At 41.8% G+C, this 16,174-nt stretch carries 17 protein-coding genes and 1 tRNA gene; 9 read left to right on the plus strand and 9 right to left on the minus strand.

The window, feature by feature from the left end; translation table 11 throughout:
* Positions 1 to 43 precede the first annotated feature (43 nt).
* The 7 genes from lpxB to cysK all read left to right on the plus strand — a co-directional run bounded on the left by lpxB (position 44) and on the right by cysK (position 6,784).
* Positions 44 to 1,225 carry a lipid-A-disaccharide synthase gene (gene lpxB / locus ACTG7X_RS07630; RefSeq protein ID WP_439257911.1) on the plus strand — a complete coding sequence of 394 codons (1,182 nt, stop codon included), beginning with the start codon at positions 44 to 46 and terminating at the stop codon, positions 1,223 to 1,225.
* Between the two features lie 2 nt (positions 1,226 to 1,227).
* On the plus strand, positions 1,228 to 1,830 hold the full coding sequence (gene rnhB, locus ACTG7X_RS07635) for a ribonuclease HII (protein WP_439257912.1): 603 nt from the start codon (positions 1,228 to 1,230) through the stop codon (positions 1,828 to 1,830).
* A 17-nt stretch (positions 1,831 to 1,847) separates the two neighbouring features.
* Positions 1,848 to 3,704: an SLC13 family permease gene (locus ACTG7X_RS07640; protein WP_439257949.1), complete on the plus strand. Its 1,857-nt coding sequence runs from the start codon at positions 1,848 to 1,850 to the stop codon at positions 3,702 to 3,704.
* A 14-nt stretch (positions 3,705 to 3,718) separates the two neighbouring features.
* Complete coding sequence (gene mog / locus ACTG7X_RS07645; RefSeq protein WP_439257913.1) at positions 3,719 to 4,309, plus strand: molybdopterin adenylyltransferase; 591 nt, start codon at positions 3,719 to 3,721, stop codon at positions 4,307 to 4,309.
* A 9-nt stretch (positions 4,310 to 4,318) separates the two neighbouring features.
* Complete coding sequence (gene glnB, locus ACTG7X_RS07650) at positions 4,319 to 4,657, plus strand: nitrogen regulatory protein P-II (RefSeq protein ID WP_439257950.1); 339 nt, start codon at positions 4,319 to 4,321, stop codon at positions 4,655 to 4,657.
* A gap of 18 nt (positions 4,658 to 4,675) precedes the next feature.
* A complete protein-coding gene (locus ACTG7X_RS07655; protein WP_439257914.1) occupies positions 4,676 to 5,728 on the plus strand; it encodes an AI-2E family transporter in 1,053 nt (350 codons plus the stop codon).
* 108 nt (positions 5,729 to 5,836) lie between these two features.
* Positions 5,837 to 6,784, plus strand: coding sequence for a cysteine synthase A (gene cysK / locus ACTG7X_RS07660; protein WP_439240979.1), 948 nt, complete (start codon positions 5,837 to 5,839; stop codon positions 6,782 to 6,784).
* 239 nt (positions 6,785 to 7,023) lie between these two features.
* On the opposite strand, the gene ACTG7X_RS07665 is transcribed toward cysK, so the two are convergent.
* From ACTG7X_RS07665 to ACTG7X_RS07695, 7 genes are all read right to left on the minus strand, one after another.
* Positions 7,024 to 7,108: transfer RNA gene (locus ACTG7X_RS07665), tRNA-Leu, on the minus strand.
* A gap of 26 nt (positions 7,109 to 7,134) precedes the next feature.
* Positions 7,135 to 7,485: a preprotein translocase subunit SecG gene (gene secG / locus ACTG7X_RS07670; RefSeq protein ID WP_439257915.1), complete on the minus strand. Its 351-nt coding sequence runs from the start codon at positions 7,483 to 7,485 to the stop codon at positions 7,135 to 7,137.
* A 101-nt stretch (positions 7,486 to 7,586) separates the two neighbouring features.
* Positions 7,587 to 9,527: a DNA topoisomerase III gene (locus ACTG7X_RS07675; RefSeq protein ID WP_439257916.1), complete on the minus strand. Its 1,941-nt coding sequence runs from the start codon at positions 9,525 to 9,527 to the stop codon at positions 7,587 to 7,589.
* An 11-nt stretch (positions 9,528 to 9,538) separates the two neighbouring features.
* Positions 9,539 to 9,823 carry a YciI family protein gene (locus ACTG7X_RS07680; protein WP_439257917.1) on the minus strand — a complete coding sequence of 95 codons (285 nt, stop codon included), beginning with the start codon at positions 9,821 to 9,823 and terminating at the stop codon, positions 9,539 to 9,541.
* Positions 9,824 to 9,837: 14 nt separating this feature from the next.
* Positions 9,838 to 10,299 (minus strand): acyl-CoA thioester hydrolase YciA, encoded by a 462-nt coding sequence (gene yciA / locus ACTG7X_RS07685; protein WP_439257918.1) that lies wholly within the window; start codon positions 10,297 to 10,299, stop codon positions 9,838 to 9,840.
* Positions 10,300 to 10,302: 3 nt separating this feature from the next.
* Entirely contained in the window at positions 10,303 to 10,839 is a 537-nt protein-coding gene (locus ACTG7X_RS07690; protein ID WP_439240835.1) for a septation protein A, read from the minus strand.
* A 1-nt stretch (position 10,840) separates the two neighbouring features.
* Positions 10,841 to 11,605, minus strand: a complete 765-nt coding sequence (locus ACTG7X_RS07695) for a hypothetical protein (protein ID WP_439257920.1) — start codon at positions 11,603 to 11,605, stop codon at positions 10,841 to 10,843.
* Positions 11,606 to 11,893: 288 nt separating this feature from the next.
* Between ACTG7X_RS07695 and ACTG7X_RS07700 the strand changes: the two genes are divergently transcribed.
* A complete protein-coding gene (locus ACTG7X_RS07700; protein ID WP_439257921.1) occupies positions 11,894 to 12,562 on the plus strand; it encodes an OmpW/AlkL family protein in 669 nt (222 codons plus the stop codon).
* Between the two features lie 189 nt (positions 12,563 to 12,751).
* Here ACTG7X_RS07700 and recN read toward each other — a convergent pair whose 3' ends face one another.
* Positions 12,752 to 14,428, minus strand: coding sequence for a DNA repair protein RecN (recN, locus tag ACTG7X_RS07705; protein WP_439257922.1), 1,677 nt, complete (start codon positions 14,426 to 14,428; stop codon positions 12,752 to 12,754).
* Positions 14,429 to 14,503: 75 nt separating this feature from the next.
* Positions 14,504 to 15,415: an NAD(+) kinase gene (locus tag ACTG7X_RS07710; protein ID WP_439240827.1), complete on the minus strand. Its 912-nt coding sequence runs from the start codon at positions 15,413 to 15,415 to the stop codon at positions 14,504 to 14,506.
* Positions 15,416 to 15,553: 138 nt separating this feature from the next.
* Between ACTG7X_RS07710 and grpE the strand changes: the two genes are divergently transcribed.
* Positions 15,554 to 16,168: a nucleotide exchange factor GrpE gene (gene grpE, locus ACTG7X_RS07715; protein ID WP_439257923.1), complete on the plus strand. Its 615-nt coding sequence runs from the start codon at positions 15,554 to 15,556 to the stop codon at positions 16,166 to 16,168.
* The last annotated feature ends 6 nt before the right edge of the window (positions 16,169 to 16,174 follow it).

A 16,174-nucleotide genomic window follows, 5' to 3' on the forward strand; every position in this document is an offset into this window, starting at 1 on the left:
TTTTGAACATAAAGTGCGGTGATTTTTTATAAAGGACAGTGAAGTGGAAAATCAAGTAAATCCTCCGCAAATTACGCCGACTATTGCCATTGTCGCCGGTGAAGTCTCGGGTGATATTTTGGGGGCGGGGTTAATTCGTGCGTTAAAAAGTCATTACCCACAAGCCAAATTTATCGGGATAGCGGGCAAAAATATGCTCGCTGAGGGCTGTGAAAGCCTGATTGATATGGACGAAATCTCGGTAATGGGATTGGCAGAAATTTTAAAGCACTTGCCTAGACTATTAAAAATCCGCAAGAACACGGTACAAACCTTGTTAGCCCAAAAACCGGATATTTTTATTGGTATTGATTCCCCTGAATTTAATTTATATGTCGAACAAAAACTGAAAAATCAAAGTATTAAAACCATTCATTATGTCAGCCCGTCCGTGTGGGCGTGGCGACAAAAACGGATTTATAAAATTGCCCGAGCGACCGATCTTGTGCTAGCCTTTTTACCGTTTGAAAAAGCCTTTTATGATCGTTTCAATGTGCCTTGTCGTTTTATTGGGCATACCATGGCGGATGCGATTCCGTTAAAGCCAAACCGTACCGAAGTATGCCAACTCCTTAATCTCGATCCAACACAACAATATCTGGCGATTTTAGTCGGAAGTCGGGGTTCAGAAGTTGAGTTTCTCACCGAACCTTTTCTAAAAACCGCCGTATTGTTAAGACAGCAATATCCTCATTTGCAATTTTTAGTGCCTTTAGTCAGTGAAAAACGCCGTGATCAATTTGAACGAATTAAGGCGCAAGTTGCACCTGAACTTGATGTGATTATCTTGGATGGCAACGCTCGCCAAGCCATGATGATCGCACAAGCGACTTTACTTGCGTCAGGTACAGCGGCATTAGAATGTATGCTGTGTAAATCACCTATGGTGGTGGGTTATCGCATGAAACCACTCACTTATTTTTTAGCCAAACGCTTAGTGAAAACACCCTATATTTCCTTACCAAATCTGTTAGCCAATGACATGTTGGTGCCAGAAATGATACAAGCGGATTGTACCCCTGAAAAATTAGCCGAAAAATTATCGGTTTATTTAGACCAATCCGAAAGTGCGGTGCAAAATCGTCAAGTTTTAATTCAGCGTTTTACTGAATTACATCAATTTATTCAATGTGATGCCGATAGCCAAGCCGCCAATGCCGTGATTGATTTATTGGAGGGAAAATAACCATGTCAGATTTTGAATATCCGCAAGGCGTTGAGTTGATTGCGGGCGTGGATGAAGTCGGGCGAGGCCCTTTAGTGGGGGCAGTGGTGACCGCTGCGGTCATTTTAGATCCTCATCAGCCCATTGACGGGTTGGCCGATAGCAAAAAACTGAGTGAGAAAAAACGCTTATTATTAGCGGAAGAAATCAAGCAAAAAGCCTTAGCTTGGGCGTTAGGCCGTGCGGAACCCGAGGAAATTGATGAACTGAATATTTTGCATGCCACCATGCTTGCCATGCAGCGAGCGGTAAAATCCTTGAAAATTCCACCGCAGTTTGTGTTAGTCGACGGTAATCGCATTCCTGATTTACCTATGCCGGCACAAGCCGTAGTGAAAGGGGATAGCCTTGTGGCCGAAATTAGCGCAGCCTCTATTTTGGCCAAAGTGGCACGGGATCAAGAAATGGTGGAACTGGATCGACAATTTCCTCAATATGAATTTGCCAAACACAAAGGGTATCCTACGAAAGCCCATTTAGAAAAGCTAGCGGAATTTGGCGTGTTACCACAATATCGCCGTAGTTTTTCACCGGTGCGTCAAATACTCGAGCAACATACCCTTTGATTTCAGGACATATTGTGATGAATGCTGACTTATTTACTGCGTTACACACCCCATTAACCGCTGTGATCGTTTTGTTATTGGGGGCGATCTTTTTGTTTATTCAAAATAAATTGCGCATGGATACGGTCGCATTGGTGGTCATGCTTGCCTTTTGTCTGAGTGGCATTTTAACCGTTGAAGATGTATTTGCAGGGTTCAGCGATCCCAATATTATTCTCATTGCATTATTGTTTATTGTGGCAGATGGTTTAGTGCGTACCGGCGTGGCCTATCAAGTGAGTGAATGGCTCATGCACGTCGCCAATAACAGTGAAACGAAAGTCCTTATTTTATTAATGTTATCCGTTGCGGGCTTGGGATCCTTTATGAGTTCTACGGGTATTGTAGCGATTTTCATTCCGGTGGTGTTGGTGATTTGTCAGCAAATGCACATTTCACCCAAACGTTTAATGATGCCGTTAAGTATGGCGGGCTTAATTAGTGGCATGATGACCTTGATTGCCACGGCGCCGAATTTGGTGGTAAATGCCGAATTAGTCCGCACACAAGCGGGACGTTTTGATTTCTTTTCGTTTACGCCTATTGGCTTAATTGTGTTGGTGTTAGGCGTATTCTATATGTTATTAGCTCGTCGTTGGTTAGCCTCGCCAGAGCAACATAATCCGCAAGAAACCGCCCGTTATTCTTTTAATGATCTTATTGAAAGTTATCAGTTACACCGCCGAATTAAACGTTTTGTGGTGTTAGCGGATTCCGATTTTATTGGGCAGAATGTCGAAGAATTACATTTACGAGCCAATTATGGTCTAAATATTTTAGCTATTGAGCGTTGGAAACGCTTTCGACCGATTTTTATGGCCGCCTCCCTTGGCAAAGAAGAAATTCGCCATAAAGATTTATTGATGATGGATATTAGTCAGCCAGACTTGGATTTGAGCGAATTTTGCCGTACACATCATTTAGAATTGGCCCCTATTCGTAATGTTCATTTTAGTGAACAAGCTAAATCCATTGGCATGGCAGAAATTACCCCGATTCCCGACGGCAGTGCAGTGGGGAAAAGTGCGGTGCAATTACGCTTTCGATCCCATTATGGGTTGAATATTATTGGGATTAAACGTAACGGCGAGTTATTGCAAGGCAATCTTGCGGAAGAAATATTGAAAGTGGGCGATCTCTTGTTGGTGGTGGGGCAGTGGAAACTGTTACAACAATTACGGGATAAAACCAAATCTTTCTTTTTATTAAGTTATCCCAGTGAAATTGACAAAGCCGTTCCCGCAGCGAGCCAAGCATGGCATGCGATTTTTGCCATTGCGACCATGGTGTTGTTAATGGTCACGGGCGTCGTGCCGAATGTGGTGGCCGCTCTTATCGCTTGTTTAATGCTCGGTAAATTCCGTTGTATTGACGCCAAAAGTGCTTATGCCAGTATTCATTGGCCGAGCTTGATTTTAATCGTTGGCATGATGCCTTTTTCCATTGCGCTACAAAAAACGGGAGGGGTGGACTTAGCCGTGGATTTTATGATTCATACCGTGGGAACCATGGGTAAACACTGGATGTTGATTAGCTTATTTATGCTTTGTGCGGTTGTCGGTTTGTTTATTTCTAATACGGCGACCGCCATTTTAGTGGCACCCATTGCGATTAGTATGGCGCAGCAATTACAGCTTTCGCCCATGCCTTTTGCTATGACCGTAGCTATTGCCTCGTCGGCGGCGTTTATGACCCCAATTTCTTCCCCAGTAAATACCATGGTGTTAGGACCGGGTGGCTATAAATTTGCGGATTTTGTTAAAATCGGTGTGCCATTTACATTGTTAGTCATGTTAGTCACGGTATTTTGTATTCCGTTGTTATTTCCATTTTAAAAATAAGGTAAAAAATGACCGCAGTTGATGAAAAAATTTTAAAAATTGGCTTGGTTTCCGTTTCTGATCGAGCCTCGCAAGGTGTCTATGCCGATCAAGGCATTCCCGAATTAACCGCTTGGTTAGAACGAGCATTAGTGGATAAATTTTTAGTAGAAACCCGTTTAATCCCCGATGAACAGGATAAAATTGAGCAAACCTTGATTGAATTAGTCGATCAACAGCAATGCCAGTTAGTCTTAACTACGGGCGGTACGGGGCCGGCAAAACGTGATGTGACACCGGAGGCGACACTGGCCGTGGCGGATCGTGAAATGCCGGGATTCGGTGAACAAATGCGTCAGGTGAGTTTACATTTTGTGCCTACCGCCATGTTGTCACGACAAGTCGGGGTGATTCGCAAAAACAGTTTAATTTTAAATTTACCTGGGCAACCCAAAGCCATTAAAGAAACCTTAGAGGGCGTGAAAGATGAACAAGGGAAAGTGCAAGTAAAAGGGATTTTTGCAGCTGTGCCTTATTGTTTACAGTTGATTGATGGGATTTATATTGATACGGATCCTGCTGTGATTGAAAGTTTCCGTCCAAAATCCGCTAAAAAATAGGAGCAAATGATGAAAAAAATTGAGGCGATTATCAAACCGTTCAAATTAGATGATGTCCGTGAGGCTTTGTCGGATATTGGTATTACCGGCATGACAGTGACGGAAGTGCGAGGCTTTGGCCGTCAAAAAGGGCATACTGAACTGTATCGTGGCGCCGAGTATGCGGTGGATTTTTTACCGAAAGTCAAACTGGAAATTGTGATCGCAGATGATGTGCTGCAACAATGTATTGACGCCATTGTGGAAACGGCTCAAACCGGTAAAATCGGTGACGGCAAGATTTTTGTGTATGATGTGGCTCATGTGATTCGTATTCGCACCGGCGAAGAAAATGAAGAGGCGATTTAACTAAGTGCGGTACATTTTATGATAAAAAACAATCCATTACATCAATTTATTTTTGTGAGTGCCGCCTTGGTGATTATTTTGGCGGGCATTAAAGTGTCCTCTGTGATCGTGGTGCCATTTTTGCTTTCTCTCTTTATAGCGATTATTTGTTCACCCTTGATTCGTTTTATGACTAAGCGACATGTGCCGCATTGGTTAGCGATTGCCTTATTATTGCTGTTGATTTTATTGGTGTTTTTCTTTTTAGTCGGCTTGATTAACGGATCGGCGCAAGAATTTACGCAATCCATTCCACAATATCGGCAATTAATGACCGCTCGCTTGAACGATATTCAGGCCATTGCACAAAAATGGCATATTCCTTTTTCTGTCAAACCCGACGCTATTGTTAAGCATTTTGACCCGAGTTCAGTGATGAATTTCGCTAGCAGTCTGCTGATGAATTTCTCCAATGTGGTGTCCAATGCCTTTGTGTTAATTTTAGTGGTCATTTTTATGTTATTAGAGGCACCCACCGCTAAACATAAATTCGCGTTGGTGTTTAGTCGTCAAGATGGCGAGGAAGAAAACCATTTAGAACGCGTGTTAGAAAGCATTATTGGTTATTTGGGCGTCAAAAGCATGATGAGCCTGTTGACGGCGGTGGCGATTTGGACGTTACTCACCGTAGCAGATGTACAATATGCGATTTTATGGGCGACCTTAAGTTTTCTGTTTAATTATATTCCAAGTATCGGCTCGATTATTGCCACGATACCGATTATTTTACAAACGTTCTTATTAAATGGTTTTACCACCGGATTTGTGGTCACCATTAGCGTGATTGTCATTAACGTATCGATTGGTAATGTGCTAGAGCCGAGAATTATGGGAAAAAAATTAGGACTTTCTACTTTAGTGGTATTTCTTTCTCTTTTATTTTGGGGGTGGTTATTAGGCACCGTGGGCATGTTGCTTTCAGTTCCTCTGACGATGGCATTAAAAATTGCCTTAGAATCAAGCCCAAGTACAGAACGTTATGCCATTTTATTAAGTGATCGATTGCCGAATAAAGGAAAAATACCGTCATAATTTAATGCAATTTAGTTATAAAATAGAACAAATAGCTATTTTTTTATTATTAAATATTATGTTACAAATAGCATCAACAATTAAATCATTCTTTCAAGGAGAAACACAATGACGATTTTTGCAGATAATTCCTATTCTATTGGTAACACCCCATTAGTTCGCTTAAACCATTTTGGTCAAGGCAACATTGTGGTGAAAGTTGAGGGCCGTAACCCGAGCTTTAGCGTAAAATGCCGTATTGGTGCCAACATGGTATGGCAAGCGGAAAAAGATGGCACCTTAACCAAAAATAAAGAAATTGTTGATGCGACCAGTGGTAACACCGGTATTGCTTTAGCCTATGTGGCCGCCGCCCGTGGCTATAAAATCACCCTCACCATGCCAGAAACCATGAGTACCGAACGTAAACGTTTATTACGTGGTTTAGGGGTGAATTTGGTGTTGACCGAGGGCGCCAAAGGCATGAAAGGGGCGATTGCCAAAGCCGAAGAAATTGTGGCAAGCGATCCAAACCGTTATATCATGTTGAAACAGTTTGAAAATCCGGCTAACCCAGCCATCCACCAACAAACCACAGGTCCTGAAATCTGGCAAGGCACAGAGGGAAAAGTGGATGTTATCGTGGCGGGTGTGGGGACAGGTGGTACCATCACGGGTATTAGCCGTTATATCAAACAAGATCAAGGCAAAGCCATTACGACCGTTGCGGTTGAACCAGCGGAAAGCCCTGTGATTACGCAAACCTTAAAAGGCGAAGAAGTGAAACCGGGTCCACATAAAATTCAAGGTATCGGTGCCGGCTTTATTCCGAAAAACTTAGATTTGAGCTTGGTTGATCGTGTTGAGCCAGTGGACAGTGAAACTGCCATTGCCACCGCACGCCGTTTAATGGCAGAAGAAGGTATTTTAGCCGGTATTTCCTCAGGCGCCGCCGTTGCCGCCGCAGAGCGTATTGCGAAATTACCCGAATTTGCTGATAAATTAATTGTGGTGATCCTCCCATCTGCGTCAGAGCGTTATTTAAGTACCGCTTTATTTGAAGGTGTAGAGGCATAAGCCCAATTTAATCCGAATCCCCTAAATAAAAATAATAAGTATAGATAGTATTTGACCAACTCAACTGAGTTGGTCTTTTTTGTCTGGGAATAGAAAATAAAAGCATGGGAAGTCAATGATTGATAACCTGTTGTTTGGCGTAGTTTTAGTTTATTTCGGCAGTTTATTTTGGCAGTTTATTTCGGCAGTTTATTTCGACACATAAAAAAAGACGGCATAAACCGTCTTTTCTTGTTGATTGGTGCGCTGAGCGGGACTTGAACCCGCACGCCGTGAAGCACTACCCCCTCAAGATAGCGTGTCTACCAATTCCACCACCAGCGCATGTTGTTTTGAGGTTAAATTAATGATTAGTTTTGCGGAATATCTGCGTTTTTATTTTCTTCAACGGCTGGTACGACGGCTTTTTGTTGTTCTAACTGTTGTGCAGCTTGAGATAAGTCGTCAAATTTCCCCTCTTTTACTTTATCATGGTGAGAGTTTAAGTTGCCAAGCACGATACTTGAGGCGAAGAAAATAATCGCTAAGATAGCCGTGGTACGAGATAAAAAGTTACTTGAACCCGCAGAACCAAATACCGTACCAGAGGCACCGCCACCGAATGAGGCACCTGCATCAGCGCCTTTTCCTTGTTGAATCAGGATAAAACCGATCATCACGACGGACACGATAAGGTAAACAAATAATAATGCGTTGTACATTGTAAATTCTTCTCTGTTATCAATTTATAATTTAAAAAACGTGTGGATATTACCGAATATTTCGTGTTTAATCAAGGCGTTTTTATTCGGTTGATGAAAATCTAAGCGGAATTCACCGCACTTTCTGCTTTATTTTTTGTTTTTGCTTTTCCTTTGTTAAATTTCGGCTTGGCAGGATTGTTTGCCACCGTACTTAATTGGCGTAATGCAGAGAAATTCACGTAATGCACTAAATCCGGTAACATTTGTGTGAGTTGCCACATAAAGTGTTGATAATTCGTTTCTTTTTTACTAATACTGGTTAATTGTGATTCCCATTGTGCGGTCATGTCGGGCTGGGTTGCCATATCGGGTAAGGCCTGAATTAAAATTCGTCCAGTGTCGGTGCTGTGGATATTTTTGCCTTTTTTAACTAAAAAACCGCGTTTAAATAATAATTCAATAATGCCCGCTCTAGTGGCCTCGGTGCCTAATCCATCCGTTTCACGTAGGATTTTTTTCAATTCTTTATCTTGCACAAAACGTGCAATGCCCGTCATGGCGGAAAGCAAGGTGGCGTCCGTGAACGGTTTGGGGGCTTGCGTTTTTTTACTGACAATTTCCCCGTGATGACAAAAAAGTAATTGCCCTTTTTTGACGACGGGCAATGGTGGGGATAATTGTTCCTCGTCATCTTCTTTGCCGATTAACTCTTTCCAACCGGCAATTTGTAAGTTGCGAGCTTGGGCAATAAAGGTGCCGCCCGCAATGGTTAAGGTGATTTTGCTTTTACGATATTCCGCATCAGGACAAAATTGCATGAAATATTGACGAGCAATAAGTTGGTAAATTTGCTGTTCTCTTAAATTTAAATTGACGGGGCGGTTTTTGGCGGTCGGAATAATGGCATGGTGAGCCTCGACTTTTTTATCATTCCAACAACGATTTTTTTGTTCTAAATTCACCGCACTTGGCACATTTTGATATTCGGCACAATGCGTGGCAATGGCTTGTATGACTTTATGGCGGTCAGCAAAATGCTCATTGGGTAAATAACGGCAATCGGAACGGGGGTAAGTAATAATTTTGTGTTTTTCATATAAATCTTGGCATGTGTCTAGCACTTCTTGGGCGGACAGGCCAAAACGTTTTGCCGCATCAATTTGCAACGCCGAAAGGGAATAGGGCAGTGGGGCGGTTTCTTTTTCCCGTTTATCTTCATAAGCCGTGACTTCGGCGGGTTGTTGGGTGATTCGTTTCACCACATTTTCAGCTAAACCTTTTGATAGCACTCGGCCGTCATCATCTTGATAATCTTCGCAGGCTTTGCTCGGTTGCCAAAGTGCGGTGAAATTTGCCGGTGTTTGTTCATCATGGGAGAGATGGGCTAATACTTCAAAAAAATCTTTTGGTTGAAAATGTTCGATTTCTAAATCACGGCGAACGATCAAGCCTAACACGGGCGTTTGCACCCGCCCAACAGACAGTACGCCATTGTAACCCGCTTGACGACCTCGAATGGTGTAGGCGCGGGTCATGTTAATGCCATACAGCCAATCGGCTCTGGCTCGGGCTAAAGCTGATGTGGCAAGGGGAATGAAATTACGATTGGGTTGCAATTTATTGACCGCTTTTTCCACCGCACTTGGGTTTAAATCACTGATTAAACAACGTTGGATTTGCGGGTATTTGTCGGCCGGTAAATTGGCGTAGTTAAATACTTCATCCACCAATAATTGCCCCTCTCTATCGGGGTCGCCTGCGTTAATTAGAATATCGGCTTGGTGAATGAGTTTTTCCACCGTTTTTAACTGTTTGGCCACTTCTTTACGTGGTATTAATTGCCATTTTTCCGGTATGATCGGCAAATGCTCCAACCGCCATTGTTTAAAATTAGGGTTGTAAGCATCCGGTTCGGCTTGCTCAAGCAAATGACCGACACACCAAGTGACATAATCCTGTTCGCCACAGCGAATAAAACCGTCGCCACGTTGATGTGGTTTGGGTAAAATATCCGCAATGGCACGTGCCAAGCTCGGTTTTTCAGCAACAAATAAACGCATTCAGTAAAAAATTAAAACACTTTTTTGAACGGTTTGATGATCACATCACCATATACGCCTGCGTCCACATAAGGATCTTCGCTGGCCCATTGTTGCGCTTGCTCAATAGAATCGAATTGCGCAATAACCGTGGAACCGGTGACGCCAGCGCCATCAACGGTAGGATTTGGGCCGGCCGTTAAGAGGCGATTTTCTTGTTGAAGTTGTTCTAAACGAGCCAAATGTTGTGCACGCACAGCCAAGCGTTTTTCTAACATATTGGGTTTGTCTTGCGCAAAAATCACATAATATTCCATATAAAACTCCTTAATTACACATTTTCGGTCATAGCCAGCGCTTGATCTAATTCGGGATTATCCTCACGCGGAATGGCTTTGGGCTTCCCATTTTTGTCAATGGCCACATAGGTAAATAACGCCTCGGTGACACAATAGCGATCACGTAATCCTTGGTACACTTTTTTGATCCAAACATCCACTTTCACTTGTAAGGAGGTTCGTCCCACTTTGACCAGTTTCCCATAGCAACACACCACATCACCGACCGCAATGGGTTGTAAGAAACTCATTTTATCGACACAAACCGTGACCACAGGGCTTTTCGCAATTTCTTTGGCTAAAATCGCCCCGCCAATATCCATTTGCGACATAATCCATCCGCCAAAAATATCCCCATTGGCATTGGTATCAGAGGGCATGGCGAGGGTTCTTAATAAGAGGGTGCCATGGGCTCTTGCGTCGACGGGTTGCTCGGTTACGGTATTACAACTCATATATCACTCCTTGTCTTTCGGTAAATAACGATAAATATAAACGCCTGTGCCAAGGGTGGCAACAAAGGTCATGGCTAAAATGCCAAAGGATTTAAATTCCACCCAAACTTCTTCGGAAAAGGCTTGGCTAATATAAATATTCACCAACATACACAGGATAAAAAAGATGGCCCAAGCAAGGTTAAGATTATGCCAAACCGCTTGTGGCAGTTCAATTTCTTTACCCAATAATTTTTGAATCAGCGGTGTTTTGAAACCAAATTGCGCCACCAATAAAATCAGCGCAAACAAACCATAAACAATGGTCACTTTCCATTGTAAGTATTTTATTTCATTAAAATAAGCGGTGAGTAAGCCGAAAAAAACGACCGCACTTCCCATCACGATTTGTTGTTTTTCAATTTTGCCGTATTTCCATTTTAAAATAATCAGTTGCAAAAGCGTGGCAATCACCAAGGTAATTGCAGCCTCACGCACGCCAGCCAATTTATAGACGACGAAAAATAAAATAAGTGGAATAAATTCTAAAAGCTGTTTCATATCAAGCCTGCTGATTGAATACGCTGTAAAAGCGATAAGTAAATACAATGGAGAACACATTAATCAATGACATAATGATTAAGGCAATCACAGTTAACAGAAAATTTTGCGCGAGTAAGGCCAGTTGAAAGCCAATCAGCGGAAAGAATAAATAGCTGATTGTACAATAGAAAAACAACACAGAGGTGCGTCCTTTGGCAGAATTCAGACTATTTTGCACCGCACTTTTTAAGGTTTCATTGGCCACTAAATAACGAACCGGTGCCAAGCACAAGCGAATTAAAATAAAAATCCCCGACACCATTAAAAACAGGCTCACAAAAGAAAGTGACGATTGACTTAACACCCCCGCAATGGTGCCGATTGCGCCGATAAAAAACGGCAAAAAGCACAGCACAGTGAGCAGAATAATGCCAATTAAGCGGCTAAATGTAATGCCTGCTGTGTGAGCTAATTGTGGCGATTGGCGTTGACTAATGTGATGAACGGTTAAAGTACCCCAATAGACAATAAACACGGTGGCAAGGCCTTTTGCGAGGGTGAACCATAAAAAGGTTAAGTCACTGCTTTGTTGGAGTAAGACGTCCATTTGTTGTTCTTCAGTCAAACTGTCAACATTTTCCAGAACAGGAAAAATCGCCTGTTGCAACAGGCCAAAACCCGCCGAGGCTAACACAAAGAGAGAGAGAAAGATGAACGCAAACTTTCGTTCATTTTGTAAAAAATGCCAACTGTCTTTAAAAAGTTGGGTAAAATTGATCGGCATGGCTTTTCCTTTTCGCACATCACAAATTCTTCGCCTAATTATACCGATTTTAAGGATAAATGTATAAAAAAGTGAGAAATTGATTTTCATCAACGTAGCGGGTTTGTTTAAAAAATTAACAAATAAGTAAAAACAATAAAAATTTTTTAACAATCTTTCAATTTTATGATCTAGATCACAGTTTTTATTTTCAAAAAGGGGTATATTTCTTCTCGTGTTAAACACATATTTTTTTTATGGGTATAATCTAGGGAATAAACCCCCTAATAAATAATCAAGGAGATCAATATGAAAAAATCAGCATTAGCAATCGGTTTAGCCACAGCGTTATTAAGCAGTGTGGCCATGGCTCACCAAGCAGGTGATGTGTTAATTCGTGCCGGTGGTATTTTTGTTAACGCCAACTCTCATTCTAAAACCACAACTGCAACTGAAATTGGCTTAGAAGTGAATAATAATGCACAAGTCGGTTTAACAGGAACTTACATGTTCACTGATAATATCGGTTTAGAATTATTAGCAGCCACACCGTTCTCTCACCGTGTGACAGCTAATGTGCCTGCATTACATGATAGTAACGTACCAGGGTCAGGTAATTTAGGTAATGTTGTTTCCCTTAAACATCTTCCACCAAGCCTTTATGCACAATATTATTTCTTAGATAAAGATGCAGGTTCTCGCCCTTATGTGGGTGTGGGTATTAACTATACTCGTTTCTTTGATGCGGAGTCAACCAACCCTGCCATTACTAATTTAAGAGTGAAAAAACACTCTGTTGGCCCAGTGGCTAACTTAGGTATTGACATTAAATTAACTGATGACCTTTCTTTGAATGCGGCAATGTGGTATACACATATTCGCACCAAAGCGAATTTCACTGCATTAGGTGCAGAACATGAAGTGAAAATCAAATTAGATCCAGTTATTTACTTCGCTGGTTTAACTTATCGTTTCTAACTAACTGATTTAATCGCTAACCTCGTGCATTCGTACGAGGTTTTTTTATGCCCTGCACTGGCGTACAGGGCTAGGCAAATCACGATGCTTCGCATCTTAAAGTATATGGAAAGCTACGGCGTAGCGACACTATGTTAACCACGTCAGTGTGGGGTATTTTAGTGAGCTATTTACCCTTGCTTTCTACTCTTAACTCGCCAAATCCAACATTTCTTGTGCATTCGCTAAGGCAGAATCCGTAATTTTACTTCCGCCCAATAACTTCGCTAAGGCTTTAACCCGTTGCGAGGCAGAAAGTGCGGTCATTTTTGTTTCGGTTTTTTCATCAACGGTAAATTTTTCTACCACAAAATGATGATTACCATAGCTCGCTACTTGCGGTAAATGGGTGACGCAGATCACTTGGCATTTTGTGCCTAAACGGCGTAAAAGTTTGCCTACCACGCTCGCTGTAGCCCCGCTAATTCCCACGTCAATTTCATCAAAAATCAAGGTTGGAATGGCACTTTTATCGGAAGTGAGTACCTGGATAGCTAAAGCGATCCGTGATAATTCCCCGCCAGAGGCCGTTTTTGCCAAAGATTGTGCGGATTGTCCCAAGTTACTTTGTAAATCAAATTGTACATTATCCGCACCATTTGCCCCAATTTTACTGTAATCGGTATTTAATTTAATAAAAAATTGGGCGTTTTCCATGGCTAATTGCTTAATGGATTTTGTTACTTGCTCGGCTAATTTACTTGCGCCCATTTCACGGCTTTGATGTAAGGCGGTGGCGGTCGCTTGCATTTGGGCAAAGGCCTGTTTTTCCTGTTTAATCAGTTCATCTTCACTTTCAGAATAATCGATCAACTGTTCCAACTCTGTTTTTAAAGTGCGGTGAAATTCCACTAAGTTTTCTGGCGAAATATAATGTTTCTTGGCTAAATGAATCGCTTGGCTCATGCGTTGTTCGATTTCTTCTAATAAATACGGATCTTGCTCAATATCAGAGGCCAAATGTTGCACTTCACTACTGGCTTCTTGTACTTGAATTAACGCATCTTGCAACATGGTTTGAATTTCCCCATAGCGAGGATCGAGTTCTGCCAATTCATCCACATATTGGGTGGCTCGATAGAGTAGGCTATCCGCACTCACCGTATCATTTTCACTTAAGATACCAAGCAAAGACTGGGAAAGCGAAGTCAGTTCTTCACTATTAGAAAGCCGTTTATGATCTTCTTCTAATTGCTCAAATTCATCTTCTTGCAGATTAAATTCATCCAGTTCATTAACTTGATATTGGAGTAATTGTTTTCTAGCCTCATTTTCTGCACATTTTTGTTTAAATTCAGCCACTTGTTGTTGCAAGGATTTCCAACAGTGGTAATCGGTTTTCATTTGTGCCAATAAAGGCGCATGAGAACAGAACGTATCTAAGGTTTGTAATTGATACTCGGGTTTTAATAATAATTGTGAGGCATGTTGCCCATTAATATGAATAAGATAGGTACCCAATTCCTTTAATTGGGCCACCGACACCGGCGTGCTGTTAATAAAGGCTTTAGAACGTCCATCTTGATTAATAATACGGCGTAAAATACAGTTCTCAGGATTATCCTGATCTTCTAATTCTTGCTGTTGTAACCAATGGGCTGCGGCACTTTGGGGATCAATTTGAAAGGTTGCACATACGTCTGCCCGTTCTTGCCCCTCACGTAGCATAGCAAGCTCGGTACGTTGGCCTAAACAAATCCCTAAGGCATCAATGGCAATGGATTTACCGGCCCCCGTTTCACCGGTGATCACCGACATACCTTGGGCTAATTCAATATCTAAATGACGAACAATGGCAAAATTATTAATAGTGAGTTGAGTAAGCATAAAAAAATCCCCTTTACTGTATGGAATGCAGTATAATTCATAATAAATTTACAGTAAAGGATTTTTTTACAGTTTTTAGAAAAGTTTTTTTAGCCAACCTAATTTTGAACTTAACACATTGTAATAATTGTAATTATGCAAATGGAGCAAACGGAGCTTATAGGCGCTTTTTTGTACGGTGACTACATCATCACTGGTTAAATTTAAAGCTAATTGGCTGTCACAGCTCACTTCTAATTGCGGTGTGTTGTAATCGGCAAAACGCAGTGAGATCTTGCTGTCACCGTCAATAACCAAAGGACGAGATGAGAGCGTATGTGGATACATAGAGACCAACGTGATTGCATTCATATTCGGGGTTAAAATCGGGCCTCCGGCAGAAAGCGAGTAGGCTGTGGATCCGGTTGGGGTGGCGATAATTAACCCGTCTGAACGTTGCGAAAAAGCAAATTTATCATCAATATACACATGGAAATCAATCATATGGGCTATTTGCGCAGGATGAATGACCGCCTCATTAATGGCGTTACCGTTATTGATCACCACGCCGTTATGCTCAATATTAACCTCTAATAAAAAGCGTTCTTCGACAAAAAACTCACCGTCCAGACAAGCCTGTAATTGGGCGTAAGCATTTTTCGGGTCAATATCGGTTAAAAAGCCCAAGTTGCCACGGTTAATGCCGATTAACAACAGATCGTATTTCGATAAAATCCGAGCACGCCCAAGCATATTGCCGTCGCCGCCAATAACGATAGCCAGTTGTGCTTGTTTGCCGATTTGTTCTAATGACGCAATTTGTTGCTCGGGCAGTGCTAAGGCTTGGCCCACTTCGGTTTCCACTAAGACGGTATAGCCCTTTTCTTGCAACCATAAAAAAATATTTTTGTGCATTTGCAAGGTCATATCATTGCGTGGGCGACCGACTAACCCAATGGTTTTAAAGGTTTTATGTAGCGGGTTAATATGATTATTGATAAATTCCATGATCCTGATGACTTGAATTTTAAAAAAACGCCTTTATATTACATTGAAAATGACTTGGAGCAAAGGTTAACATTTGATTATTCCTTTGTTACAATGCGCAACCGCTCAGATTTTATCATATTTTTAATGGAGTACATGATGACAGAACAAGAAAAACAACCTACCGAAGACATGATCGGAGAAGAAATGGTCAAAGAAGAAACGCAGCCAGAGCAAGTGGAAACAGCAGAAGAAATCGCCGAGAATGCAGAAGCCAATGAAGAAACAGATGCCTTGGAAGAAACCATTTTACGTGTGCAAGAATTAGAGCAACAACTGGTTGAGGCCGCTCAAAAAGAACAAGAAAGTTTGTTGCGTGCCAGAGCAGAAATGGAAAACGTTCGTCGTCGTGCGGAACAAGACGTGGAAAAAGCCCATAAATTCGCTTTAGAAAAATTTGCCAAAGAGATTTTGAATACCATTGACAACCTTGAGCGAGCCTTAACTACGCCAGCAAATAAGGAAGATGAATGTGTGAAAGGCTTATTTGACGGTGTAGAATTAACCCTGAAAGATTTATTGGCCACCGTTGCTCGTTTTGGTATTGAGCCAGTGGGCGTGGTGGGTGAAACCTTTAACCCAGACTTGCACCAAGCGATTTCCATGCAACCCACCGAGGGATTTGAAACCAATCAAATTACCGTGGTATTACAAAAAGGCTATTTATTAAATAGCCGTGTGATTCGTCCCGCCATGGTGATGGTCGCGGCGTAATTTCAC

Origin of the sequence: Lonepinella sp. BR2271 (assembly GCF_051851515.1) — a bacterium.
Lineage (GTDB): Bacteria > Pseudomonadota > Gammaproteobacteria > Enterobacterales > Pasteurellaceae > Lonepinella.

What these genes read in the sequence shown, in the direction of transcription:
- rnhB (WP_439257912.1), top strand. Translation starts at nt 1,228, where the DNA reads ATGTCAGATTTTGAATATCCGCAAGGCGTTGAGTTGATTGCGGGCGTG.
- ACTG7X_RS07640 (WP_439257949.1), top strand. Translation starts at nt 1,848, where the DNA reads ATGAATGCTGACTTATTTACTGCGTTACACACCCCATTAACCGCTGTG.
- mog (WP_439257913.1), top strand. Translation starts at nt 3,719, where the DNA reads ATGACCGCAGTTGATGAAAAAATTTTAAAAATTGGCTTGGTTTCCGTT.
- glnB (WP_439257950.1), top strand. Translation starts at nt 4,319, where the DNA reads ATGAAAAAAATTGAGGCGATTATCAAACCGTTCAAATTAGATGATGTC.
- ACTG7X_RS07655 (WP_439257914.1), top strand. Translation starts at nt 4,676, where the DNA reads ATGATAAAAAACAATCCATTACATCAATTTATTTTTGTGAGTGCCGCC.
- cysK (WP_439240979.1), top strand. Translation starts at nt 5,837, where the DNA reads ATGACGATTTTTGCAGATAATTCCTATTCTATTGGTAACACCCCATTA.
- secG (WP_439257915.1), bottom strand. Translation starts at nt 7,485, where the DNA reads ATGTACAACGCATTATTATTTGTTTACCTTATCGTGTCCGTCGTGATG.
- ACTG7X_RS07675 (WP_439257916.1), bottom strand. Translation starts at nt 9,527, where the DNA reads ATGCGTTTATTTGTTGCTGAAAAACCGAGCTTGGCACGTGCCATTGCG.
- ACTG7X_RS07680 (WP_439257917.1), bottom strand. Translation starts at nt 9,823, where the DNA reads ATGGAATATTATGTGATTTTTGCGCAAGACAAACCCAATATGTTAGAA.
- yciA (WP_439257918.1), bottom strand. Translation starts at nt 10,299, where the DNA reads ATGAGTTGTAATACCGTAACCGAGCAACCCGTCGACGCAAGAGCCCAT.
- ACTG7X_RS07690 (WP_439240835.1), bottom strand. Translation starts at nt 10,839, where the DNA reads ATGAAACAGCTTTTAGAATTTATTCCACTTATTTTATTTTTCGTCGTC.
- ACTG7X_RS07695 (WP_439257920.1), bottom strand. Translation starts at nt 11,605, where the DNA reads ATGCCGATCAATTTTACCCAACTTTTTAAAGACAGTTGGCATTTTTTA.
- ACTG7X_RS07700 (WP_439257921.1), top strand. Translation starts at nt 11,894, where the DNA reads ATGAAAAAATCAGCATTAGCAATCGGTTTAGCCACAGCGTTATTAAGC.
- recN (WP_439257922.1), bottom strand. Translation starts at nt 14,428, where the DNA reads ATGCTTACTCAACTCACTATTAATAATTTTGCCATTGTTCGTCATTTA.
- ACTG7X_RS07710 (WP_439240827.1), bottom strand. Translation starts at nt 15,415, where the DNA reads ATGGAATTTATCAATAATCATATTAACCCGCTACATAAAACCTTTAAA.
- grpE (WP_439257923.1), top strand. Translation starts at nt 15,554, where the DNA reads ATGACAGAACAAGAAAAACAACCTACCGAAGACATGATCGGAGAAGAA.